Consider the following 23,800-nt stretch of genomic DNA (forward strand, 5'->3'; position numbering starts at 1 on the left):
TGTTACCTTTGGTTTAACGGAGTAATATTAACAACTTCTATTATGGGATTAGACAAGTTACCATCTGCCTGTTGTATTGGACCATGGATGATGCACTGTCCTTTCTTTAATCCTGCTAATTTAGTTTCCCACTCTCTTCTCTCATTTTTATCCTTCGCCAAACTTGCTGCAATAGTCCCTACTTCTTGTTCCGGAGGAGCGAAGTATATTTTTTGAGATGAATTTTGCAGCCTTGCAAGTTCATCTGCATCCAATTGGGATTTTAAGAATTGAGTTGCGTACCATCCAGACCAACCAAACTTCCTGCCTTCTGTAAGGATTCGCGCAGATGGCGAATGTTCGCGGTGGTCCAGATTTTGAGCTTCATCCATTACTACCGGTATTGGAATAGATTTATTACCATGCTGAACTGAGAAATTCCATAAATCCCAAAGAATGAATTCTGTTATCATTAATTGAACATCTCGAGGATAGCCTGTAAGTTGAATAACGTTTACTGTTCCATTACTTTCTATAATATTCTTCCAATTAATTTCCTCTTCCTTAACCTCGAATGGATCTCTATCGATTAAATTACTAATTTGAGAAAGAGTTTTTTGAGCATAAGTACTACCTAACTCCTGCAATTCTTCTCTAAGTAAAGTTAATGACATTTGAGCTCCGTGCTTAGCTACTCCATTTTTTGTAGCTTCGTATATTGCATTCAATTGTTGGACACCTAGAGAAGAATAAACAGCAGAGAATACACTTTTAATTCTCTCAGCTATATCAGTTTCGTTTTCTTCTAAATCAATTCCACCAATGTTTCTGGAGTTCTTCTTGAAAGGATTAACCGGAAATCCGCTTGTATATACTATTGTTTGGTTAAGCTTATCCCCTAGCCTCTCCATAAATTCATTTTCTAACTGGTTTGGCAAGAACCCTTCTGTATAATCAATAATAATACTTGAAGTTCCCTGAAGAGCCTGTTCCATTAATAAACATTGCATGAAGTAGGTTTTTCCTTGACCGGACTTACCTGAAATTAGTAAGTGTCGATTTGCCAACTGTGGATGGCCATACTCCCAATAAACCTTTTGTTTAGAGCCTTCTACTTCCCCAATTAGCATTCTCGACGCTTCACTCGTCTTTTCTTCTGAAGGTGGGTCATTTGATATTGGAGCTGACTTTGAACCATCTCTTTCAACGTGATATCTGTTGACTAATAAAGGCTCAGTTTGGAAATCCGTGGTTCCACTTACTACTTGTTCTCTATAAGATTCAACAGATTCAATCAACCCCTCATACCCGTCTCGTTCTGATAGATTTAGAATGGTGCCCTCTTCATCTTGTTCCACCGTCCGTACTACTCTGTCTTTTTCAAAAGAGATTACAGCTCCTTTTCCAATCAGTGGAACAAGGTCACTGCTTACTTCAAATTGATCACTAAATAATCTATATTTCACATAATCACTGATTTCGTAGTTTTTCTCATTCCATAGTTCACTTTGTATAAATTTTTCCGCATTGGCTAAAAACAATTGAACAAAGAACTGCCTATAAAATTCACGATTGAAGTTACTGTTTCCAGAATTATCATAGTTAAGATAAGTATCAAACAACTCTTTTGTTTTAGTAATTTGTTCTTTTGCTTTCTCAATCACTGATCGTGAATTTTGACCAATTTTAACTTCAACAGGGTAAAAATGAAGTTTAATATTTTCATTTGTTTGTTCCAGTCCTATTAAGAGTAAGTCGTCACTATGAGCACCTGTAACGCCAAGGTTTTTAGCTGTAAACACACCATTCTTCCTATTCAAGCCTACGGCTCCTGCAACTCTTAACACTTCCTCTAAAGAAACAGGAACCCAGGTAATATTAGGGTGATCGAAATAAATTAATGCATATTTGATTGCAGATATAATACTTAACTTCTCACGATCAAAGTACCCTTTACTCCCAATAATTCTTAATAACCATTCTCCATTAAACGAATTAAAGGCTTTAATTACTTGTTTTATTTCATCTTCACTTGCTTCGATATCGTGCTTTTTTAAAAATTCCTTAATGGAGTTATTATATTGAGTTGCTTTTTCAGTTACAGTTATCGCATCGTACCGAGAGGAAGAAGAATATTGATCATTGTAATGTATAATAACCAGATTTTTGTAGGATTGAAAATATTCTAAACCCATACTTGGGTCAACGAAAGTAACCCAAAAGGATGACTCAAATATTCTACTTAAAGTCTCTTCATCATCAGTAGTCGTTCTAGACATTACTGATTGCTCTGGACTGTATGCATTATAACCTTCGTTTGCATTATTGGCAGTAAGCTCATTTGTTAGCTTCGCAATATCCAGTAATGGTAAACTCTCTATATTTTCATATCCTTTGAGACCAAATCCACTTTTATAAGTGTCTTCATCTCTCATAGAAGGAACGGAAGAAAGTAATCCATCCAGACTTACTCCAGTCTTCATCTCTTTCATAGGACGAATGGCAAAATTCTCCTTACCTTTCATTTTATAAAAAGTAAGGTGAGCATAACGAAGAGTATCCTGAAATTTGAACTTGTAATAGCTAAGAGAGTCCCTCAAGAATCGCAAAATGTCGTATTCATCATATTTATCAGAGCTTAATTTAATATTGAACTCTTGATAGATCTCCTCAGGTGTTTGTAGCCGCGAAAACAAATCTAAAGCACTGTCTTGTTTCTCATCAAAATAGATCGAAACTTCTACTAGGTTCGTATGGTCCGGGCCTTTTTTAGAAATTTGATCTTTGAGCCAAGTTAATAATCCCCTTACTACTTCCCTGTCATTAGTGATGTTCAGTACATTTATTTTGATCGGAGCTCTTGCTCCTTCAACGAACAAGTAAGTGAAGTGTTCTTCAAATTGTTTAAGTTTATCCTCTACTACCTTAGCCAAATAACTTGAAGCATCAGAAACGGACACTTCATTAACAGGGCTATAACCAAGCCATTCCTTAATGGAAGAGTCATTATCAGGTTTATAAATCTTCCCTAGATCATCGTAAAAATATGGAAGCAAACCACTGGGATTCAAACGTTCCAATATACTTTGATCAATTTCTTGAGTACCAAGCTTCTTGGAAATTTGAAGTTGGTAAGCTACCATCAATGGATGAAAAGGTGTCAAATACATACCATTATGCCCTTTTAATATTCCAAGTCTTACTAAGTTCCTTCTTTTTTCAGCACCTGAATCTTCTCTAAGCTTTCTAATTGCCTCTTTGTATGCTTCCACGTAAGGGATGGCTACCTTTTTATAATCTTCACTTATATAGGCAAGCGTGGGGGTAATATTTCTTTCCTTAAAATAGTTGAGAAAATTAGAGTAAGCATTTGTTAGTTCATCTTCCACATTCAGCTCTAAACCTTCTAGTTGATCCGCATTTAATTGTGCATACATATAACCATTTGCAACCCATTCTATTTCCCAGTTCAATAGCTCTGAGTATTCAGGATGGGTATAGAATTCTCTATTTCCGATCGTCAGTTTATTTACTTCAAATTGAAAATCATTTTTCAATTCTCTTTTTATGCGCCATATTCTAGAAGCGCGAATAGGTGTAGCATCTGGAGAGAAATTCTTCAATACCAGCTCAAAAGGTCCCTTTTCTTCAATATTAATATTAACTGGTAACTCATCTTTGTCGTTAAAAGCATCCAGTTGGGGGAGTAAAATAATGGAGTCTTCATCTTTGACTTCCACTATTTGATTGGCTGAATTAACTTCCACAGTAGATTCAAATAACCCTTCTCCAATTTTTAATTCCTCAACTTCATTGATGAGTTCAATTCGTTTTTTAGAGGAGTTTACTATATAATTTGTTTTAATATATTGAAGATACTTTTCCGAGAAAGGAACAATAACTATATGAAATTCCGCACCAAGTGAGTTATTGTTTTCGTGCTTATAATTCACTTTGGCAAATGTAACTTGATCAGGCTCTGTCTCAATTGATATTTTCATGTTCTTTTGACCCGTGCTGGTAGTAACATGTTTTTGGAATTGCTTTTGAACCTTTACATAGTCATCATTCAGGCTTCTTATAGTCTTTCCTGATATTTCAAATCGTGCGTTAAGATCTATGTGACACCGTCGCTCATTATTGAATATTATTATTTGTCTTTTTCTTTGTCCAGATGTCGACTCTTTTTGGGGACGATCCCAATAAGTTAAACCAGGTATATCAAATCGACTTAAATATACCTTAGCTTCTTTATCCTCTCGCTCTTTCTCTTCCATAGAATTATATACCAAAGAAAAAGGAACATCTTCCCAATTTTCCTTTTTTAGTTCCTGAACTCCTTTACTACTGAACTTTTTCTCAAGCTCTTCTTCTACAGAGTCACTGAATTCATGTGCTCGTTGAACCCGTTCAAATAAGTTGTGGTTTTCTTCCAACCTTTTTTTAAGCTCTTTACCACTTCTATTCTCCAAGTCAAGGTCTTTAAACATTCCAAATTTCACAAAGTCCTCTTCTTCAATTTTTTCTTTCTCAAGCGTTGTGAAAATGTCTTTAAAATCCAAAAGCGATACCTGCTGCAAGAATTGATCATCTAATAATCGATCAAGGTTTTCTTGCAAGATCGTCTTATCAGCTCTTTTCATAGCACTATTGTTAATTTCGTTGGATAAAAACCGATATAAAGTTTGTGGGTGAAGAGGCATCCCTTCTTTTTGGAGATTGCTACTTCCACCTTCAATACTATCTAGTTGCTCTGACACAACACTTAGTAATGCAGTATTTTCCCATTCTTCCCTTTGTTCACCAACTGCATTTCTTAGTGTAACTAAAAAGTCTGGAGTAACTCCGTCAGAAGTTGAAGATACAACTAATTTCACGTTATCCAGTTCTATAGAGAAAGTTTTGTACGTAGCGCCAGATTCATGGTTGTAAATGAATTCTTCAGCACCTTCTACATTCTTCATCTCTTCAACAAGACCTCTTACATACCGAGCGTCGTCCAATTGCAAGTAATAGCGATCTCCAGCATTAGTATAAGAGGCCAATTGATTTATTAACATTTCACTAATATATTTATAAAATTGATTTAACATATTGAGCATCCCCACTATCACTTTTCTTCTCTATAATGTTTAAATTATCTAACAAAATCATTGTTTCTTTTCTAGAATACTGATCTAAAGCAATCCCGCGTTTCTCAAATTCCTCAAATAATTGCTTAAGTGGAATTCGGCCCTTATCTTTCACTGCCAGAGCTGTCAACAATAATAGAAAGTCCTGAGTAATATTTAGAGTCTGTCCCAGGCTACCTCTAGCCTTCAAAAACTTCCCATATGCTGCGTCTTCAATGAGTTTTCCATAGTTTCTCGATACTTCTTCAGACATTCCTTTTGAAAGCATAGTAAATAATGCGCTAAATGCTTCATTTATTGATGATATATTTATTGGCACTTCGACCCCCATTTTATCTCCATAGACGGTCAACCATTCCTTGATATCTTCAAGGAATGCATCTTTTTCCTCTGCAGATACTTCTTCATTCAATAAATCGTACAATTCAGCATAACTCATAAATTTCATATCTTCGTTCAACCAATTATGGCTAAGCTGTGACTGGACGTGGACGTGTATAAAAGTAGACTGGCTTTTTTCTCTAAGGTTACGGAAGTTGTATACACCATCGAATGCCTTTCTTCTCTTATTCAAAGATTCCCAATCCAATGTGTAGAACAATGGTTCAACTTTAGATAGGCTTCCGTTTTCTAGTTTGGAAAATGCAAAAGTCAGTTGTGAGACATACACAAAATAATAATGCTGTAAAAGTACTTGGAAATTTTCCAAAAAGTAATCCTCATACTTACTAATAAAGAAAAAGTCGTCTACAAATAACTCTGATAGATTAGGTAATAAATTTTGATAAGACTTTGCGTTTTGAACACTATTGAGTTCATCTAAATGGTCAAGAATCATTGATACTAACAAGTCTTCATTACCTTGTTTCACAAAACTTTTGGAAACCTCTTCTCTACTATTATTAACGAGTACATCTTTTAAAAACTTAGCAACTTTCTTTTCTAATGATTTCTTCTTCTTAGATGTTAACGGATAGTACTTGAAGATATAGGGATGAAGAACTTTCACATCGCTATCTTGATCATGAAACAATAACTTCTTCAATAACCTTTCCAAATCATATTTTTCTGCAGTAGCCCCTTCTACCTCTGCGGTCATTTCTTTAACAATACTATAGTTTTCTGAATCTGGTGTTTCCTTAATTTTAAGAGGGTCTTCCTCATCACTCAGTTTTTCCTCCGCGACTTGCCGTGCAAATTCTCCAACGATCGGCTTAAAATCACCTTTTAGCAGAGCTTTCGAATCATTTGCAGCAAAGGGAAGTACTTCATTCACGTTTCCCCTACTGTGTCGACTTGGATTTATAATTTCATTTAATTTTTCAACTTGAAGTTTGTTATTCATAGATGTTCGTCCCTTTCAAATACAACACTACCAAAAACATTTTTCTCTAATCGGTATAGCTTATGCTCAGAAGGTATGTGTACAAGTAATTCTTTTTTGTAACTTCCAAATTTGAGAGCCTTTTCTACGAACTCTATTAACTGGATAGCGTCTTCTTCATCTTTTTTATTAGGACGATACCCATCCAAAACTGCTAAGATCAACTTATACAAGTGATAATCCACATTTAGTTCCGCTTTGTACTCCTGATCGGTAGAAGTATAAGCAACTGTAAGCGTAGTATGAAAATTTCTTATTACAGCACCATTACTATTGCGCTGTAGTTGTTCAAGGTGAGCCAAACTTGGATTTAACTTTAAGTGCTGGGCAATTTTAAATGTTCCTCTATTATCAATGTAGATGTAGTCTTTTTTGGGGCTACCCATCCAATAAAACATTGCTTCTGGTACTTTAGTATAAAAATCTTGAATCAACTTCTTATCATATCTGTGAAATGCATACAAATATTTCATATATTTATCGAAGGATTCAGGTCTAACTTGTTCGTTTAAATCTTCTGATGTTAAGTAAGCAGTACGTATTAATGCTTTGAATATAGACTGTTCAGTTGCGTTTGTAACTTCTCCAAGTTCCTTTTTCATTTCAATATAATCTTCAAACCACTTATAAGGTGTTTTATCCTCAATTAGTTCAGAGATGATACTTTCCCAATCATCAAGTGTATTCAAAGCTATAAGAACATCATCCGTCTTTTTCGATCTGTAATGAATAGGGTCGAGGTCATTCATAGCATCGAGAATGTATGATCTTTCCTTCCGATTGAAAAGAAGCTCTGGGGTAGTATGATTTAATTTCTCAGAATCTACCGACAACAAATCTTCCATAGTCGAATAACCTTCAGGAATAACGATATCTGCTATGAAGTTAAATAAAGACCTGGCTGATATCACCAATTTATGTTGAACTATTGTGTTTATTAATAAATCAATTACATGATGTTGAACTGTTTTGTTCATCATGAATTGATAGTTATCGTGAATGGAAACGTTGATCCCTTTATGCTTATCTTTAAGGTAGGCTGCATAAAAGGGGTTCTTTTCACTTGTATTGAATACTTTTTCGAATACTAACTCAAAAAATGAAGAGCGCGGACCTTCTTCCGTTAATTCAAATGGTTGGTAATCACTGAAGCTCATAATATGAAAAGGACCTTCACTATATTTTTCTTGAATATTCGCTTCAAAGACATGGCTATTATTAATAAATTCCTTTAATTTATTAAATGACTTTTCCCCGTGATCAGCTTCTAGGAAGTTATTAAGAATACCCAAATTTATAGCTATAATAACTCTATCGTCAGCGCTGTCTATTCTTTGATCTGAGAAGCTATCTAGTTCTTCTGTTAAAGTCTCTACCGCACTCTTTTGAGGGTCAAAACTTTCTGTGGCATCGTTGTAAATTCGATAACCCTTGAGAAGATTGTCTTCTCTATTGTTTAAATAAGATAATAAGTGTGACTTTCCGTCCCCTACACTCCCGCTCAATAATACTAGAGATGGACCACCAGTTTTTTGTTCAGTAGATAAAATTTTCTCTAAATCAATTTGAATTTGACGGTCCACGTGCATATAGTCTTTTAACTCACTAAAATCCTCAGGGCTATCCACTGCTTCCTGAGAAGACTCCTGCAACCTTCTAAGTTCTTTAAGTAAGTAACTTTGATTTGCAGGTAGTTCATAAGGGATGACAGGAGTTATAGAATCTTCTTGCTTGTTTTCACTTTTTCTTTCAGGAGTAATACTCGTCTCATTCCCTGTTACTCCTTCACCTCGAAACGCTTCTCCTTTTTGTTTTCTTAGTCGTTCCATAACTTCTTCAATTATTTCATCAGGATTTTGATCGTTACTAGAAGGAGGAGAAGGGTTTCTATACTCCGGTATCTCTAAATTAAAAGAATAAACTTCAGCGTACCATCTTGCTATTTTATAAATTTCTTTAAATACCTTAATTGCTTTTTCTACATCATCAAATTTTGGCTCGTGAGCCGCTTTATTCCCTATCACCCTTATGGTGTCCATGCTTTGCTTTGCTTCTTGTGTAAAATAACCTTTTCTATCCAAATAATTGATCTTATCAAATAAACTCATTCCATATTGGTCTATATTTTCTAAGTTAAATACATGCTCAATTATAGCTTCAAGCATTTGTCTTCCTGCTATACAAGCTGATTGGGGATTTTCATATACAGTATCTTCTATTCTTTTACCTGTGATAAAGGCATCTTCATTCAAGCTTTCTACGAATTGAAAAAGATAGTATTGCTCATTAATTTTAGACATTATACCTCACCTTATAACATTTTCTTTCATTATATTCTATCATACCAAGAGGTATATATTGTAATTAGAAATGTATTATTACTCAGTTTTGACAGCTACCAAGCAATCTTACACAAAAATTTGCGCTCCTCTATTCTAATTGTATTATTTCCTGTGCAACTCACGAGCCACAGCCTCCAATATGTACAACACCGGCACCTGGGTCGTAATATTCGAACCCTTGTACCATTCCTCAGATACGTAGTAAGGAATATTCACGTCTGACAGCTTCGCCACTTGGGAATAAGCATTGTTCGTAATGCTGATAATGGTGCTCCCTACTTCCTTCAGCTGAGTGAGATGGGTCGTCGTGAAGTTGGTTTCTCCTGATACCGAAAGAGCGATGGTGACACTGTTATCCCGGAATTTCGGGTGGATCGGATAGAAGGGATCTTTCACATACATGGAAAATTTGCCGAGGCTGGAGAAATAACGGGCTCCATACTCTGCCAGAATGCCGGATCCTCCGACACCGATGAACAGAATGTTTTCCGCATTTTCCACGAGTGCTGCCGCTTCTTTGATTTTATCCTCAAGGTCCCCTTTCAGGGTGCGTTCGAAGAATTCCATGACCAAATGTTCCGGCCCTTTCACTTTCGCATCTTCCTTTTCCTCGAATTCCATCTTCAGGCGCACCTTGAATTCCGGGAATCCTTCACATCCGACTTTCCTGCAGAAGCGCAGAATGGTCGCTGTGGATACGTGCGTTTCTTCCGCCAGCTCGCGTATTCTCATGTAGATGACTTTGTCGCTATTTTTGACGATGTAGTCATATAATGAATGATCGAGATCATTGAACGATGCGATGACATCCTGGGTGAACATGTGCTCCACCTCCGTTTTCTTCCATCTTATCATGTAACAGGGCGTTACACTATAGTAACAAATGACAACCCACGTCATAACCGACAGACTGGCGCTGGGCTGTTCCTTTTCAAGATTCCGGACGATACACTTCAGGTAATGGTTACATCACTTGGAGGTGGAAATGATGAAAGAAGGAATCAAGATTGCAACGATTGGCGGAGGATCCAGTTACACGCCTGAGCTTGTCGAAGGATTCATCAACAGATATGAGGAACTGCCGGTGCGCGAGCTTTGGCTTGTGGATATCGAAGCGGGAAAAGAGAAATTGGAGATCGTAGGAAACCTGGCGAAGCGTATGATTGAGAAAGCGGGATTGCCGATCGAGGTGCACTTGACACTCGACCGGAAAGAAGCGTTGAAGGATGCGGACTTCGTCACGACCCAGTTCCGAGTCGGGCTGCTTGAAGCACGTGCAAAGGACGAGCAGATTCCGCTGGAGCACGGCGTTCTCGGTCAGGAGACGAATGGTCCGGGCGGTCTTTTCAAAGGACTGCGCACCATCCCTGTGATACTTGATATCTGCCGTGACATGGAGGAGCTTTGTCCGGATGCATGGCTCATCAACTTTACGAACCCTGCTGGTATGGTGACAGAAGCGGTGCTACGTTATTCGAACATCGACAAAGTCGTCGGGCTGTGTAACGTGCCAATCGGGATGGAAATGGGTGTAGCTCAACTGCTTGGTGTGGACCACTCTCGTATCCGTATCGATTTTGCCGGGCTGAACCATATGGTGTACGGCCTGGATGTATTCGTCGACGGGGTGAGCCGGAAAGAGGAAGTGATTGAACTGATTTCGAATCCGGAAAACTCGAGTTTCGTAAAAAATATCGAAGGCCTTGGCTGGGAGCCTGAGTTCGTCCGCTCTTTAAATGTCCTTACTTGCCCCTATCATATGTACTACTACAAGAAAAAAGACATGCTGGAGAAAACGCAGAAAGAAGCAGCTGCGGAAGGAACCCGTGCCGAAGTCGTCCAGAAACTCGAAACGGAGCTGTTCGAACTCTACAAAGATGAGACGCTCGAACAGAAGCCTCCTCAGCTCGAGGAACGCGGTGGCGCTTATTACTCGGATGCCGCTGTCCGCCTGATCACATCCATCTACACGGATAAACGCGACATCCAGCCCGTGAATACGAAAAATAACGGCGCTATCGCAAGCATTCCGAATGATTCAGCGGTGGAAATCAGTTCCGTCATCACGAAAGACGGTCCGAAACCGATAGCCATCGGAGATCTGCCTGTAGCCGTGCGCGGACTCGTACAAGAAATCAAGTCGTTCGAGCGTCTATCTGCGGAAGCCGCTGTGACCGGTGATTATGAAAAAGCGGTGCTGGCTCTTACCATCAATCCGCTGACGCCTTCCGATAACGTGGCAAAAGCGATCATCGACGATATGATGGAAGCTCATAAAGAGCATTTGCCTCAGTTTTTTCCGAAAGTATTGAGTTAGTTGAAGAACTTTGTGTGGGGTTCAGATGCTAATTTTCGCTCTGAACACAACAAAAAACAGTTTTGCGTCGGGTTCGCGCATCTATTTGACCCGTGAACACAACGATTGCGAATTTTAAGTGGTGTTCAGCCGGAAAAATCGGTGCTGAACGCAACGAAAACCGCAAGCGAAAAGGCCGCCTAAGAACTAGGTGGCCTTTTCGTTTGCGGTTTTCCATCTTTCAGAAACGGTTCAGCTATCGTTTATGAAAAGTTCATCCACTTTTGTATCCAGTACTGAAGCAATGTTGAAAGCTAACTGCAGAGTAGGATCATATTTATCATTTTCAATAGCGTTAATTGTTTGCCTCGATACATTGCAACGTACAGCTATTTCTTTCTGTGAAAGGTTCACTGATTTTCTTAATTCCCGAATTCTATTCTTCATTCAACCACCATACTTCTTATTCGAAATAAATAATGAAATTAAATATGTCGTAGAAATAGCCACGAGAAAAGTAAATGGATTCATACCTTCATAAGGATTCTTCGTCCACACGTTCATATAAACTGATTCAAAAAATTCAACCAAAAGCACGCCGATTGTAACCATAAAAGTATAAGACTGAGCCTTCATTTTAATGAAACTTTTTCTTTCGTCTCCCAATTTGAATTGCGACACCAAAGTAATAGCTATAAGCAAAACCAGAATTGCTAATGATGAAAAAAACACACCGACTTCCCAACTCATAACCCTTTTTCACTCCCATCAGTATGTAAAAACCTTCTATTCCATATAATATCATCAACCAGAAAAGTGTCAAATTCTTTTTACATACTCAAACATAATCATTCTCTGGCTGTAGATAAGCGTGTAGTGCTTTCTCACGCTGCAAACCAAAGCCTTTCTAATTATTATTTGTTGACGTTCTCCCGCTTCTCACAATGTTATCCTTTCTCACGGACCTGAAGAAATACCCGGAAGACCTCCTCCACTTTCAGAAAAAAAGAGAATTATTATCAACAATAACCTTATGTGCCCCCTGACTTTAGTAGTGACTTCACTGAATATCTTAATATCACGTTTGGTACTCCCAATAAAAGTAAATCATACGTATATAAGATGTTAATCAACTAGAAAGGATGTGCAACTATGACAAAACTGAAAGAGTATATGAGTACAAACACAGTTTCTTGCGACTCCACGGATAATTTGATGACTCTTGCTAAGCAGATGAGAGAAGAAGACGTAGGGTTCATACCTATCGTTGAAAATGGTCAGTATTCAGGTGTAGTGACTGATCGTGATATCGTAGTAAAAGGATTAGCCAAAGGCTCCCCAGAGGAGGTCAAAGCTTCTGAGATCATGACGGAAAAAATCATTACAGGAACCTCTGACATGGAAATCGACGAAGCTTCCCGGCTTATGCAGGACCACCAGATCCGTCGTCTGCTGATTGTCGACGATAACAAAATCAGTGGTGTCGTCAGTATAGGCGATATCGGACTGAAAGGTTCTGATGAAGTAGCTGGCAATATAGTAACTGAAACATCCAAAGGAAAAAGCGACAAATAACAACTGACGGAAGTTTTCACTTCTGAATAATAGAACCCATGCTTTGCCAAGATCTAAAGCACCCATAAAAACTATGGCCGCTGACTCTTCCTTAATTCGTAGGAGTCGCGGCCTTTTTCTGTCTGATAAATCTCCGATCATCATCCATTCACTCACTGGTAATCGTATCGTTCAATTTCTCCCGGTACTTGTCGCTCCACTTCTTCTCGTCCTTGACCAACTCGTCACAGAATGATGCTACATCTTCTCCTATGAGTTCAGTGACCGTCTTTCCTTCCGCCGCCCCCTCTTCGAAGAGATCGAGAATTCCTCCGAAAATGCGTCTGGCACCCTTCCAATCCATTAGCCCTCCGGTCGTCCATAGATACTTCTGAATCGCTTTATAAGCATCATAATATTCTTCAGGAAGTTCTTTCGCGCGGGATTCCATCGCTTTCCATTCGCGCTTGTCAGCCATCGTACCAGTGATTTTTTCAAATATATTCATGTTCATTCCCCTCTCTGATTTCCATTTTTAAGTTTATTGATGGTACCGGATACGAATTCCCATTTGTCCCAAAATAGCTCCAGATGCTCCCGTCCCGCTTCATTCAGGGTATAAAACTTACGGGGAGGTCCCATATTCGATGGCTTTTTCTCGATATTCACAAGGTCATTCTTCTCAAGGCGCATAGTGATTGTATAGACAGTACCTTCCACGACATCGGTGAAACCGAGCTCCCGTAGCTGCTGGGTTATTTCATACCCGTATGTTTCTCCCCGACTGATGATTTCAAGCACGCATCCTTCGAGCACCCCTTTCATCATTTCTCTGAAGTTCCCCATCTGCACCGCTCCTTACGTTATTCAGTATTCTGTTATACTGGTATGAAGTAACACTTACTACAAGTACATAGTAATACATATTACCGAAGAAATCAAGCCGAATGATTCGGCTTTGGGCAAAGAAAAACCTCCTGGGTCCGGTTAACCCAAGAGGCTCGTTAGAAGAACTCAGCCGCTCTGTTCTTTCAGTTCATTCGTCATTTCCTCTACCAGTTCCGGCCTACCATGAAATTGTGCAGGAGTATTCTGAAATAGCTCAACTTTCCATTCGTCCTTCTCGCGTATCAACACGAGGGTATGATGTGTATTCATTTCCGGATTGATATCATCCTCACCCGGCGTCACCATCCCGGCAATCGCACGCAGAAGTACCGACTGCTCACCGAGGAATTTCACTTCTTTAACTTTATGTATGAATGGAGGTGTAGGATGGTTTTCGAAAATCGGCTGCAAGTGAGAAACGATTTCTTCCCGGTTCTGGACAAGGCTTCCGTCAAACCCTATCAGTTCCCCGCTATCAGTGAATAGTTCAGCCATTCTCTCAGCATTACGATCGTTCCATGCTTTGATCAACTGTTCATAAGTTTCTTTGACTTCCGTTTCCTGATTCATGAAAACACTCCTCATTAGTTGATGAATTCATTTCAACGTATCTTGTGTAGCTGTTATGCCTTGAAGCTTTCCTTCCCATACCGAGGGTACCATGTTTCGATGAAGCCAAGGGCTGTTCCGATCGCCCTGAAGATAGGCAGAACAACAATCTGATAGATAAGAAGCCCTCCTAAAAGCGGGCCAAAGATGAACAACAGGTTCTTTGAATCAGATGATAGTTTAATTCCTTTTTTTACCTTTAAGGTAGGTATAGGTATAATTCAGTAAGTTATCCATACCACACTAAGAGATCGGTCAAAAACAAAACAATCATAAAAATTATTATCAACGCTAGTTGACTCAAGGTGAAAATGTAAGCATTCCTATTCTTTTCGTGCTTCCATTCCATGACTGCTCTGAGCAATTCCGTCATAAACATAGTAATGATAAGCAGCACATGCGGCTGCATAAACCAGAATATTTTCCTAACCGCTCCTGTCCCTACAAGGATAACTCCAGCGACCAGCATGACCAAAAAAGTGATTCTTATCATCCATTCCATTTTCTTATGCATTTCGCTCAGATATTGACGAGAGAAAACACCTCTTTTCTCCACTTGGAGTATTTTTCTCATTGTAATTGTGACTAAATGACCAAGTAGTACGAAAATAGTCAAAACCAAAGCCAGCTTCATCAAAAACGTTGATCCTAACAGATACAACACCTCCGACTCAGACATTCACTGGAATAATAAATAGGTTCCGAGTACAGTGATACCTACGAACACTGTGAAAGCATTCCTATTAACGACACGTACACCTTTCGTCTTCGGAAAATAAGTGGTTTTTATGTAACGGAAGAACGCCCCACTGCATAACAGACTTACCAGAACTAATACACGCCCGACAGCATCTCCTATCATTAGAAATCGCAATCCTGCTAGAAGTAGAAACACCATCCCTATGTAACCCAACGTCATATAAAATACAGCTGTTTCTTTTCCTCAGACAAATTTCTCACGTCTCCCACCTTCTGAAGTCTGCGATCACTTCGTTGTGCGCCTCACTATATATGCTCCAGGAAGCACAACTATGGAAATTGCGATAAAGACCAATAGGGATGGCCAATCAAAACCACCTTTGAAGAGTGAAGATACCGCCAAACCAAACAAGAATCCCAAAACAAACAACGATAAAAGCTTCACCTTACCCCTCCTGCTCACTCCTCAGAATCTCTCTTTTGAAAAACGATTTTCTAAAAAAACTTGAAGGGACGCTTCTTTTAATCATTTCCATAGCTATTCACTATCTTTTTGAGTTTTTTCGTTCTTCCCTGCGAAAAACGCAGCACATAAAAGAAATATCGTGCCTGAACCGGCCCCTACGATCATGGAATAATTGAAAACATCACTTAATGCTAAGCCTCCCGCAATAGATGCTGAACATAACAAAAGGAACAGTACGGTGTAATTTCTTTTCATACCAAACTCTCCTTTCCTTTCAATTAAACAATAAATTACCTAATAAACCTGTAAAAAGCATTACTACGATACCGCCAATGAGAAAATAACCGATCACTCGTATTGGTAACGGCATACTCCCACCACTCGGTGTCGGGTCACCTTCAATGTTATGTTGGTGATCTATCGCATCATTGAATGGTTCATTGTCATCATTATTATTAGACAAAGTTCCACACCTCTATTCTAAAAAATTCGACCAACAACTTGCGACAGCAAGATCCTCAGATAAAAAGGCTTCTACTACTGGCAATATTCGTTTAGAAATGATTCTTTGTCAGTCATCTGCACGGTCCCTGGAGTAGCTGTCGGTAGTTGTAAATACGTTTCAATTATATTTTCGTCTGTGTAAAAGACACCTGCTCCGATGTTCTCTTCTGAACATTTTGCAGTAAGTTCATAACTTATAGTAAGAAGTTTATGATTTCCGATATCATTTGTATCAATAGCAAGATTGGTATAAAGCTCATCAGATTCTATTAAAGCCATATTCAATTCTTTTTCTTCTGTCTCTACTTTTTTGATTTCCCAACCGTTCTTCTCAATTGCATTCTTATGACTCTCTTCAATGTCCGTATGGCTACAAGAAAAAAGGAGAAGCAAAGAGGCCAAAATCGAAAATGAAATAAAGCGTCTGGTAATAATTCCCTCCAAAGCAAAATAATAATAGCTCCCCACCATGAACTTCCCCGACCTCCGGATCCATATGGGGGAATCGTTCTCGTTTATGAATGAGTAGAATTGTGAATCAGAGGAAGAAATCATCATAATTCACTATTGAGAACCTTATTTTCCCTAAATGTAACATATTTCTGAAAAATTTTGTTATTCTACAAGTATAGAAAAATGGTACTTAATACAAGGTATGGTTGCTCGGTATTTTCATTTATCGCTTATTGCTAAATTAAGGTAAGGAAATAATATGAAGAAAATTTTTTCAGGAATTCTTTTTTTAGTTCTTATAATTTGGTTTTTTAATCAAAGTGTAACGGAGGGGTATATTTATGAAGTATATGACTCTTCTATACTAGTAATAGAATTAAATGAAAGTGAGGTAAAGGGAAAAACTCAGGATGAAATAATGGATATATTAGAAAAAAAAGCTTCTAACCCAACTGGAAATAAATTTGATATACCGTTTATTAATGAAAAAATACATAAAAATTTTGAGGCAGGCCAAAAAATAAGAGTTCATTGGACCGGAGATATTAAAGCATCTTTACCAGGGCAGGTTGATGGAACGATGCTTATAATTACAGACGATTAGAGATTTATCTATGTTAAAATGATGCTCCCTTTTTTTCAAAACCTAAATTCTAAAAGCTGGATTATCTATACCCCCGCATCCCCTCTTCGAATGCTTTTTGATCATTATTTTCCACCCCATGCAAAGCTTCTTGAAGCGCAAACGTACTTTGGTAAAACTCAATTCTTTTCATTATAGTATCGTCGCTTGTGTATAGACCCAGACACTTCTCTAGAAAAGAACGTCCATAACTCGCCGATAACCCGGCGAAGTCATATGCCGGATCACCGACTTCCGTTTCCCCAAAATCGATAATCCCTGATACCGCTTCCCGCTCTGCATCCCATAAAATATTGGATGCCCCGAAATCCCCATGGATGAGAACCGGTTCAAAATTCAGTGTTTTCTTATCCGATATGAATACTTCAAAGTTTCGAGCTACTTCCTTCTTTGATGTTTCCTTCATATACGGAAATAACTTTTCTTTGAAAGCTTCATATAGTTTCTCGGTGGAGTGGCGCAGGTCTTCCATCCTCTGTTTCTTTACATCCAAATCATCGACAGGCTGAGAATGCAGGTCACTCAGGAATCGGACCAACTGTTCAGCGATTTTTTGAATTTGGACTTCTTTCTTTACTTTTTTTATTTCAGAAGGCCACAAGGGGGTGCCAGAAAGAAGTGGATAACCTGTGAATACTTCTCCCACCACACCGGATTCAAAATGTATATACTTGGGTTCGGGGATAGGGAGGCTCACCCTCTTACCTATGTGTTCCAACACTTTTGTTTCTTTTTTCAGTTTTTCGATACCTTCTAAGTACTTAGGAAACCTGAAAACGAACCGCTCATTCACAATGAGCACTGTATTGTTCTGTCCGATTTCATTCATCTCGATCTGGTCTATTTTCAAATTCGGATATCGCTCACTTATTATTCTCCCATAATAATCTTTCATTAAGACACCTCCCTGTGTCACTCACTCTTTAACTAAATTTCCTTGTCTCAGCCCATCCAACCGAAAAAGTCTGTCGTGAATACGGTAATCAATATTAGTGAGATGAACCCTAATTGGCTGAGCGTGAAAATATAATCATTCCGATTTTTTGCGTACTTCCATTCCATGAAAGCTCTGGTTGATTCTAATATCAGGATAAAGATGAATGTTAATGTATAAGGTTTCAAAAACCATAACCTTTCTCCAAACGACCGCGCCTCGTTGATGGCAAACCCGACTATCAGAGTAATTATAAACCCGAGCCTGATGGTCCAATCAACTGTTGTATGTTTGTCATTCACATGACCGTAAGAAAATAAGCTCTTTTTCTCAACGTTCAGCAACTTTCTCATTAAAACATTAAACAAAAATAATAACAGTCCAATGCTAGCCAGCATCAATACTAGCTACCCCCAGAACATAGGACCTAGCCCATACATAGTTAACCCTCCCCATCAAAATTCGATTAATGATCGTTCAATTACCATATTCTTCTCGACTACTGTCCATCTCTTGTTCTGATAACCGTGTTAAACCAGTCGACACGGCTTTGATGATCAGAATGAACATGACTACCAGCGCAGCGTCACCTACGTAGGAGATAAACCATACAAAGCTGAATGTACTTTCCGGAGAAGAATTTTCTAAAGTATAATTAAACAGTGTGGTTCCAAAGTAAAGTATGTAATAGATCGGGGTGTAATAAGCCAGTTTCTGACCGATGTCCTGCTCCTGGGTATTCTTTTTGAAATAGCCCGCCATCGTAGAATAAATGTTCCACAACCCATATATGTTGTAAAAAGGGATCAGCACCCGAGCTAAAGCGCCTCCCGGGGTAATCGGGTACGTTTCATCCAATTCCCTTAAGTCACCGTGGACTTTATGTAGCCAGAACAGATAAATCACAGTGTAGATAAGGACGTTCGCTCCTAAGACGAGTGCAACAACTCCATCATAAGCTAAGAAAGCCTCTCCCAGCCCCACGACCGAACCGATTACTATATTCACTATCAGGATAGCTATTAATCCGAGATTAACCCAAAGAAATTTCGTTAATACGTTTCCTATCTTCTTAGATTTCAAATTCAATCGACTTCCTCCTTTGTCTGCATACGATTACAAGTTTATCCACGTTTCAAAATCTATTGTTTTTTCTACCGATGCTCCTGCGAAAATAATCGAAGAAGTTTGATATTCTCAAAGAATGGGAACACTGCTTAGCATTGCCCTCGATTGAAGGACAGGGCGATTTTTCAACCAGAGAACGATGATCAACACATCAATTCTAGGAGGATTTTTATTATGAGTCGTTTTACGATTCCACGCGATATATATTTCGAAGAGAACGCACTTGAAGTGCTTGAGTCTTTTGAAGGGAAAAAGGCGGCACTCGTCATTGGCGGAGGTTCTGTGAAAAGAAACGGCAATCTCTCCAAGGTCCAGGATCATCTGGCAGCTGCCAATATAGAAACAGCAGTATTAGAAGGCTTCGATACCGAACCGACCTTTGAAGTAGTCAAACAGGGAGCGAAAGATCTTGAGGACTTCCAACCAGATTGGATCATCGGTATCGGTGGCGGTTCTGCGATGGACTCCGCCAAAGCGATCTGGCTCTATTACGAACATCCGGAACTCGCTTTTGAAGATGCGATCAAGCCGTTCGAGCTGCCGAAGCTTCGTCATAAAGCGAAATTCGCCGGTATTCCGACGACGAGCGGAAGTGGTTCGGAAGTATCCAACCTCTCCGTCGTAGCTGATGAGACGACGAACGTGAAATATCCGGTAGCGGACTTCGAACTGACACCGGATGTCGCCATCATCGATCCCGTGATGATCGAAGAACTGCCGAAACACATCGCTGCTTATACCGGTATGGATGCATTCACGCACACCATTGAAGCGTATGTAGCGAAGCCGCGTACGATGTACACGGATATCCTGTCCCTCGGAGGAGCTGAAGTTATCAAAGACAACCTTCTCGCTTCTTATCAGGGCGACCAGGAAGCCGCTAAGAAAATGCACACCATCCAGGCGATGGCAGGCATGGCTTTCGCGAACGCTGTCCTAGGTAACGTACACAGCCTTGCTCATAAGAGTGGTCCGACGTTCGGCATTCCGCATGGCTATGCAAATGCGATCTATCTTCCTTACGTCATCCAGTTCAACCGTGAAGTCGTGGAAGACCGTTTCGCTGAAATCGCCCGCCGTCTCAACCTGAAAGGGAACAATGACGCTGAATTGACCGATTCTCTTATAGCGTATATCTATGACTTGAACAAAAATCTCGGTCTGGCAACGACTCTTCAGGAGTTCGGCGTCTCCGAAGAAGAGTTCAACAAGCATATGGATACGATGGCGGAGAACGCTATGGAAGACCCATGCACGGGCACCAACCCGCGTGAAACATCATTAGAACAGATGAAAGAATTGTTCAAGGCTTCTTACTACGGGAAGGAAGCACTAGTGAAAGCTTAATGATTAATAAAAGATATAAGGAAACAGAGCTCAGGGTATTTCCCGAGCTCTGTTTTTTTTGTCGCAAATAACTGGTTCAATTTGCATTTCAAGTTATTGTAAAATCTTCTTATTTCCAGACTGTTTTATAAGGTTCCCATTAACTTTTCAATTGTTCTTTGATTGGAAGAACCCATTCTGGCAGTTTGTTGCTTTCATATGCAAGGTAGTTATCATATGCCTCCAAAACGGTGGCACCGTAAAAATGACTATTGTCTATCACTATCAGATTATCTATTAATGACAAGTTATTGGTCAGGTTCTCTTTCGACTTTCCATGCCTTTTAAGAATGTCTTCCGTAGGGATATGATGTCCTCCGTTTTGAACCCGCGAAACGACGCGTTCAATATTTAGTTGGACATCTTCCAGTCCAAGATAAAACATCGTAATCTCGAAGCCATTTTCTCGGGCCATTTTTATTCTTCGTAGAAACGTTTTCCCTGCAAGTGTCGTTTCTACAGAAAAGCTCTTCTTATTCTCAATACAATCCCTGGTTGATTTAATCGCTGACCGGCCAGCCTCTGCCCTCTTCGATTCAGGGTCCGACTGATCCAGGTGTCTCGCAATTCCGTCAGGGTCTATATTCATCTCAATCCCGATCTTGTCTATAATGATACTTCGTATTGTACTCTTCCCGCTCCCGTTGTTCCCTGCAAAAATGTACATGATCGGTTTATTATTAAAAATCATTCGATTCTTCCTGGTTCCCATCACTTAACGGCTTAGCTTCACCATTAGGGAACTCTTTGACCAGACCGTCTTTTGTGGCATAAACAATGTAAGTATCGTTCACTTTAGCATCTATCATGGCTCTTTCTCCGGTCATTTGAGCCCATTGATGAATCCAATCATACTTTCTTTTTCTTGAATCTTCGTTGTGCTCAAGCATTATAACCTCACCACCTGAATCCTTGTTAGTCATTTTAGTATACCATAAGCTGAAACTTCCTATGCTTTAACTGACGAATTTGAAAAAAGAGTAAGTATCGTTAATTATTAACGAGCCAGTTATTTCAATTTCCACATCTCCACTGTTATCATTAAGCTCTTTTATATATAAAAGAAAAATTCCTTCATTCTCAGCTTTTCAACAATGCGTCAAAGTCTACTTGTTTTAGCGAATACTCCGGTAGAAATATGAGTAAACTACACCATCACCTTGCGCATTGAATCCTAAGCGCGAGGTACCGTCATATAACGTTCTATGTAATGACACTAACAGACCAGCATCCTAACTCACTTCTTCTACTTCAAATTCCAACTTATCCAAATCCCAGACATCTTCTTCATAATTCTTGATAACTTTCGCCTGTATTCTTTGCCCTTCCTCATATTTTTGAGGGCTGGAAACACGTATAGTCAAAGAATCTGGTTTCTCTTCAAATTGATAAGGCTCTGTATTGCTTTCTGCATCGCTCACTGTAAACGAACCCGTAATTTTCATTTCCATTTTCCCGTTTTCCTCATTGATTTCTGTTATATCCCCTAGAAGATAAGTCCCTTCCGAACTTCGGAAACAACCGACAGAAACAAAGCAGATTCCTAAAATCAACAAGGACATTACTATCCACTTATAATTGTTTCTATAAATAAGACCTCCCCCTTTTTATACTTACGACTCAACGGAGACAGAAGTTTCGAGTGGTCTGAAAATCAAATTTGAAACTCTTGCTCACGTATTCTATTACTATAGACCTTCACACTCATACACCTCTCATCACCTTTTTTATTTACCACATTTCTCACACTCGTAAATTGCTCTTGGGGATTCTTCTTCCCAATCTATCTGTATAAATTTATGAAATCCTAATCTACATAGAATGCTTATGTTGTTATTCTTCAGTTCTTTGTTTTTTTACATTGCTGATTATTCCAATTACTACAAAAGCAATGAAGATCCAAATCAATAAATCCATCTTTTCCCCCTAGATCTCCTTTTGAACCTGGAAATTTAACATTAATGTTTTTTCACCTTTACTACGGCTCACTTATTCCAAATGCTATAAGAAGAAGGTAAGTATAAACAAGTACGCCTCCGTTTAATATGAGACCCAGCGTTACTGCAATAAGTTTCTTCGAGAGAATAGCCAAGGTAATGCCTATCCCAGAGAAGAAACTGAAAATCGCGATAATTAAGTGCCCATTCGCATTTGGCCCTCTTAATACAAACAGGGCAAGAACACTAAGTACACTCATTAGAATGGAAATGCCTCCATATTTATTCATCACCGCACCTCCTTCAAATCTTCATTCTGTTTCATCTTTTCCACTCCAGGGATTATCTAATAACCATTTGAACAAAGTAGCAAAAAAAGAAATACCTACTATGTCTAAAAGCTTTTCTTCATATGAAGACACCACCAAATGCCAAATAGATTGACCTATAATCATGAAAATGAAGAATCTAAAATAATAAATCATTCGAACACCTCTACATCTAATATAAGCTCACCTTTTTATGGATATCTCCTGTTATTCTCATTTTTGAACAGATATCGGATCCCTTTCCTAGCTAAGGGTTCATCTTCATATCTCGGAATCACATGAAAATGGGCGTGAAAAATATGCTGGCCGCCGACTTCTCCGCAATTCCAACCCAAATTGTAACCTTGAGGGTTATGATTACTATCTATGTAATTTTTCACTTCTTGGAGGAGACGGTACGTCCCCTTCCATTCTTCCTCCGTCAAATCGAAAACCGTTTCTCTATGTTGCCAGGGAACAATCAGCCCTGATCCTTCCAGTTGTTCTCCTTTCATCTGGTAGTGATTTAATTGCAGGAAGAGACAGTGTTCATTGCTGAGGATCAATTCCTGCTCAGGTTCAAATTCGGGATACGAAAGACGCATTTTCTACTCATTGATAGACACCTTTCCGCTCTCTGTTCTTTGTTCCAACAACTGATCAAAATACTTCGTGTACTGCGATTCACCGCTATAGGAGATCATCAGATACTCGATAGCACGGGTCATTCCGATATACATAAGAGCCGCTTCCCTATCCTTATACTCTTCAAGCGAAAATGGCAGATTATTAGCATTTACGATGAACACTGCCTGAAAATCGAGTCCTTTGCTACTATCGCAAGTACAGAGTTTTGCCGTTCCATCATTTTTCTCATACACCCGCTTCGTTTCCTGATTTTCCATGACCCAGGTGAAAGGAATTCCTTCTTCAAAAAACGTCTGCTTCAACGTATCAATCACGCTCACCTTGTAGGTGCGTTTCACCCGTTTCAGGACAAGTATCTCTTCATACGGAATACCCTTTTCTTATTGTATTATACTATTTAGATACTCTTCTTTTTCTATATAAGTTGAACTTAAGCTTTCCATGTCGGTTTTTCGGGTATAAGAAAGGTATATAAATACCCGAAAGGATCGATGATAATGAACCGGGAAC

Annotated in this window: 28 protein-coding genes; 5 read left to right on the forward strand and 23 right to left on the reverse strand. The window is 39.1% G+C overall.

Annotation, left to right across the window (positions count from 1 at the left end; translation table 11 throughout):
• Window positions 1-2: 2 nt before the first annotated feature.
• The 4 genes from dptH to BW944_RS13735 form a co-directional block, all read right to left on the reverse strand.
• Complete coding sequence (gene dptH, locus BW944_RS13720) at window positions 3-5,072, reverse strand: DNA phosphorothioation-dependent restriction protein DptH (protein WP_076560644.1); 5,070 nt, start codon at window positions 5,070-5,072, stop codon at window positions 3-5.
• Complete coding sequence (gene dptG / locus BW944_RS13725) at window positions 5,053-6,456, reverse strand: DNA phosphorothioation-dependent restriction protein DptG (protein WP_076560646.1); 1,404 nt, start codon at window positions 6,454-6,456, stop codon at window positions 5,053-5,055. The genes dptH and dptG overlap by 20 nt, the downstream gene beginning before the upstream one ends.
• The gene (gene dptF / locus BW944_RS13730) at window positions 6,453-8,795 is read right to left on the reverse strand and encodes a DNA phosphorothioation-dependent restriction protein DptF (RefSeq protein WP_084193768.1); all 2,343 of its coding nucleotides are present in this window, start codon (window positions 8,793-8,795) and stop codon (window positions 6,453-6,455) included. Before dptF ends, dptG begins: the two co-directional genes overlap by 4 nt.
• A gap of 144 nt (window positions 8,796-8,939) precedes the next feature.
• Window positions 8,940-9,659, reverse strand: coding sequence for a MurR/RpiR family transcriptional regulator (locus BW944_RS13735; RefSeq protein WP_076560648.1), 720 nt, complete (start codon window positions 9,657-9,659; stop codon window positions 8,940-8,942).
• A 166-nt stretch (window positions 9,660-9,825) separates the two neighbouring features.
• Between BW944_RS13735 and BW944_RS13740 the strand changes: the two genes are divergently transcribed.
• A complete protein-coding gene (locus BW944_RS13740) occupies window positions 9,826-11,154 on the forward strand; it encodes a 6-phospho-beta-glucosidase (RefSeq protein WP_076560650.1) in 1,329 nt (442 codons plus the stop codon).
• A gap of 231 nt (window positions 11,155-11,385) precedes the next feature.
• Here BW944_RS13740 and BW944_RS13745 read toward each other — a convergent pair whose 3' ends face one another.
• Together BW944_RS13745 and BW944_RS13750 are read right to left on the reverse strand one after the other, a co-directional pair.
• On the reverse strand, window positions 11,386-11,580 hold the full coding sequence (locus BW944_RS13745) for a helix-turn-helix transcriptional regulator (RefSeq protein ID WP_076560652.1): 195 nt from the start codon (window positions 11,578-11,580) through the stop codon (window positions 11,386-11,388).
• A complete protein-coding gene (locus tag BW944_RS13750) occupies window positions 11,581-11,883 on the reverse strand; it encodes a hypothetical protein (RefSeq protein WP_076560654.1) in 303 nt (100 codons plus the stop codon).
• 402 nt (window positions 11,884-12,285) lie between these two features.
• Between BW944_RS13750 and BW944_RS13755 the strand changes: the two genes are divergently transcribed.
• Window positions 12,286-12,708 (forward strand): CBS domain-containing protein, encoded by a 423-nt coding sequence (locus BW944_RS13755; RefSeq protein WP_076560656.1) that lies wholly within the window; start codon window positions 12,286-12,288, stop codon window positions 12,706-12,708.
• Between the two features lie 148 nt (window positions 12,709-12,856).
• On the opposite strand, the gene BW944_RS13760 is transcribed toward BW944_RS13755, so the two are convergent.
• The 5 genes from BW944_RS13760 to BW944_RS13780 all read right to left on the reverse strand — a co-directional run bounded on the left by BW944_RS13760 (window position 12,857) and on the right by BW944_RS13780 (window position 15,103).
• Window positions 12,857-13,195 carry a DUF1048 domain-containing protein gene (locus BW944_RS13760; protein WP_076560658.1) on the reverse strand — a complete coding sequence of 113 codons (339 nt, stop codon included), beginning with the start codon at window positions 13,193-13,195 and terminating at the stop codon, window positions 12,857-12,859.
• Between the two features lie 2 nt (window positions 13,196-13,197).
• The gene (locus BW944_RS13765) at window positions 13,198-13,533 is read right to left on the reverse strand and encodes a PadR family transcriptional regulator (protein ID WP_076560660.1); all 336 of its coding nucleotides are present in this window, start codon (window positions 13,531-13,533) and stop codon (window positions 13,198-13,200) included.
• A 168-nt stretch (window positions 13,534-13,701) separates the two neighbouring features.
• A complete protein-coding gene (locus BW944_RS13770; RefSeq protein WP_234983189.1) occupies window positions 13,702-14,145 on the reverse strand; it encodes an SgcJ/EcaC family oxidoreductase in 444 nt (147 codons plus the stop codon).
• A 268-nt stretch (window positions 14,146-14,413) separates the two neighbouring features.
• Window positions 14,414-14,818 carry a DUF4181 domain-containing protein gene (locus BW944_RS13775; RefSeq protein WP_234983190.1) on the reverse strand — a complete coding sequence of 135 codons (405 nt, stop codon included), beginning with the start codon at window positions 14,816-14,818 and terminating at the stop codon, window positions 14,414-14,416.
• 45 nt (window positions 14,819-14,863) lie between these two features.
• Window positions 14,864-15,103 (reverse strand): hypothetical protein, encoded by a 240-nt coding sequence (locus BW944_RS13780; protein ID WP_143525724.1) that lies wholly within the window; start codon window positions 15,101-15,103, stop codon window positions 14,864-14,866.
• Between the two features lie 112 nt (window positions 15,104-15,215).
• Here BW944_RS13780 and BW944_RS15105 point away from each other — a divergent pair, with 112 nt between their 5' ends.
• Window positions 15,216-15,392, forward strand: a complete 177-nt coding sequence (locus BW944_RS15105; RefSeq protein WP_159438277.1) for a hypothetical protein — start codon at window positions 15,216-15,218, stop codon at window positions 15,390-15,392.
• Window positions 15,393-15,421: 29 nt separating this feature from the next.
• On the opposite strand, the gene BW944_RS13785 is transcribed toward BW944_RS15105, so the two are convergent.
• The 3 genes from BW944_RS13785 to BW944_RS13795 all read right to left on the reverse strand — a co-directional run bounded on the left by BW944_RS13785 (window position 15,422) and on the right by BW944_RS13795 (window position 16,324).
• The gene (locus BW944_RS13785; RefSeq protein ID WP_076560666.1) at window positions 15,422-15,604 is read right to left on the reverse strand and encodes a hypothetical protein; all 183 of its coding nucleotides are present in this window, start codon (window positions 15,602-15,604) and stop codon (window positions 15,422-15,424) included.
• A gap of 19 nt (window positions 15,605-15,623) precedes the next feature.
• Window positions 15,624-15,812 (reverse strand): hypothetical protein, encoded by a 189-nt coding sequence (locus tag BW944_RS13790; RefSeq protein ID WP_076560668.1) that lies wholly within the window; start codon window positions 15,810-15,812, stop codon window positions 15,624-15,626.
• Window positions 15,813-15,886: 74 nt separating this feature from the next.
• Window positions 15,887-16,324: a hypothetical protein gene (locus tag BW944_RS13795; RefSeq protein WP_076560670.1), complete on the reverse strand. Its 438-nt coding sequence runs from the start codon at window positions 16,322-16,324 to the stop codon at window positions 15,887-15,889.
• A 241-nt stretch (window positions 16,325-16,565) separates the two neighbouring features.
• On the opposite strand from BW944_RS13795, the gene BW944_RS13800 reads away from it, so the two are divergent.
• Window positions 16,566-16,910, forward strand: coding sequence for a DUF3221 domain-containing protein (locus tag BW944_RS13800; protein ID WP_076560672.1), 345 nt, complete (start codon window positions 16,566-16,568; stop codon window positions 16,908-16,910).
• Window positions 16,911-16,971: 61 nt separating this feature from the next.
• Here BW944_RS13800 and BW944_RS13805 read toward each other — a convergent pair whose 3' ends face one another.
• The 3 genes from BW944_RS13805 to BW944_RS13815 all read right to left on the reverse strand — a co-directional run bounded on the left by BW944_RS13805 (window position 16,972) and on the right by BW944_RS13815 (window position 18,972).
• Complete coding sequence (locus BW944_RS13805) at window positions 16,972-17,844, reverse strand: phosphotransferase family protein (protein ID WP_076560674.1); 873 nt, start codon at window positions 17,842-17,844, stop codon at window positions 16,972-16,974.
• 47 nt (window positions 17,845-17,891) lie between these two features.
• Window positions 17,892-18,281 carry a DUF4181 domain-containing protein gene (locus tag BW944_RS13810; protein WP_076560676.1) on the reverse strand — a complete coding sequence of 130 codons (390 nt, stop codon included), beginning with the start codon at window positions 18,279-18,281 and terminating at the stop codon, window positions 17,892-17,894.
• 79 nt (window positions 18,282-18,360) lie between these two features.
• Window positions 18,361-18,972 (reverse strand): hypothetical protein, encoded by a 612-nt coding sequence (locus BW944_RS13815; protein WP_076560678.1) that lies wholly within the window; start codon window positions 18,970-18,972, stop codon window positions 18,361-18,363.
• A 213-nt stretch (window positions 18,973-19,185) separates the two neighbouring features.
• Here BW944_RS13815 and BW944_RS13820 point away from each other — a divergent pair, with 213 nt between their 5' ends.
• Window positions 19,186-20,358 (forward strand): iron-containing alcohol dehydrogenase, encoded by a 1,173-nt coding sequence (locus BW944_RS13820; RefSeq protein ID WP_076560680.1) that lies wholly within the window; start codon window positions 19,186-19,188, stop codon window positions 20,356-20,358.
• Between the two features lie 139 nt (window positions 20,359-20,497).
• Here BW944_RS13820 and BW944_RS13825 read toward each other — a convergent pair whose 3' ends face one another.
• From BW944_RS13825 to BW944_RS13850, 6 genes are all read right to left on the reverse strand, one after another.
• On the reverse strand, window positions 20,498-21,088 hold the full coding sequence (locus BW944_RS13825; RefSeq protein ID WP_076560682.1) for an ATPase: 591 nt from the start codon (window positions 21,086-21,088) through the stop codon (window positions 20,498-20,500).
• Window positions 21,078-21,287 carry a hypothetical protein gene (locus BW944_RS13830; RefSeq protein WP_076560684.1) on the reverse strand — a complete coding sequence of 70 codons (210 nt, stop codon included), beginning with the start codon at window positions 21,285-21,287 and terminating at the stop codon, window positions 21,078-21,080. Before BW944_RS13830 ends, BW944_RS13825 begins: the two co-directional genes overlap by 11 nt.
• 342 nt (window positions 21,288-21,629) lie before the next feature.
• Window positions 21,630-21,848 (reverse strand): hypothetical protein, encoded by a 219-nt coding sequence (locus tag BW944_RS13835; protein ID WP_143525726.1) that lies wholly within the window; start codon window positions 21,846-21,848, stop codon window positions 21,630-21,632.
• 527 nt (window positions 21,849-22,375) lie between these two features.
• The gene (locus BW944_RS13840; RefSeq protein ID WP_076560688.1) at window positions 22,376-22,624 is read right to left on the reverse strand and encodes a hypothetical protein; all 249 of its coding nucleotides are present in this window, start codon (window positions 22,622-22,624) and stop codon (window positions 22,376-22,378) included.
• Between the two features lie 230 nt (window positions 22,625-22,854).
• Window positions 22,855-23,247 carry an HIT family protein gene (locus BW944_RS13845; protein ID WP_076560689.1) on the reverse strand — a complete coding sequence of 131 codons (393 nt, stop codon included), beginning with the start codon at window positions 23,245-23,247 and terminating at the stop codon, window positions 22,855-22,857.
• 3 nt (window positions 23,248-23,250) lie between these two features.
• Window positions 23,251-23,604 (reverse strand): 3'-5' exonuclease, encoded by a 354-nt coding sequence (locus BW944_RS13850; protein WP_076560691.1) that lies wholly within the window; start codon window positions 23,602-23,604, stop codon window positions 23,251-23,253.
• Window positions 23,605-23,800: the final 196 nt, after the last annotated feature.

Origin of the sequence: Salimicrobium flavidum, from assembly GCF_900156645.1 — a bacterium.
Lineage (GTDB): Bacteria > Bacillota > Bacilli > Bacillales > Halobacillaceae > Salimicrobium > Salimicrobium flavidum.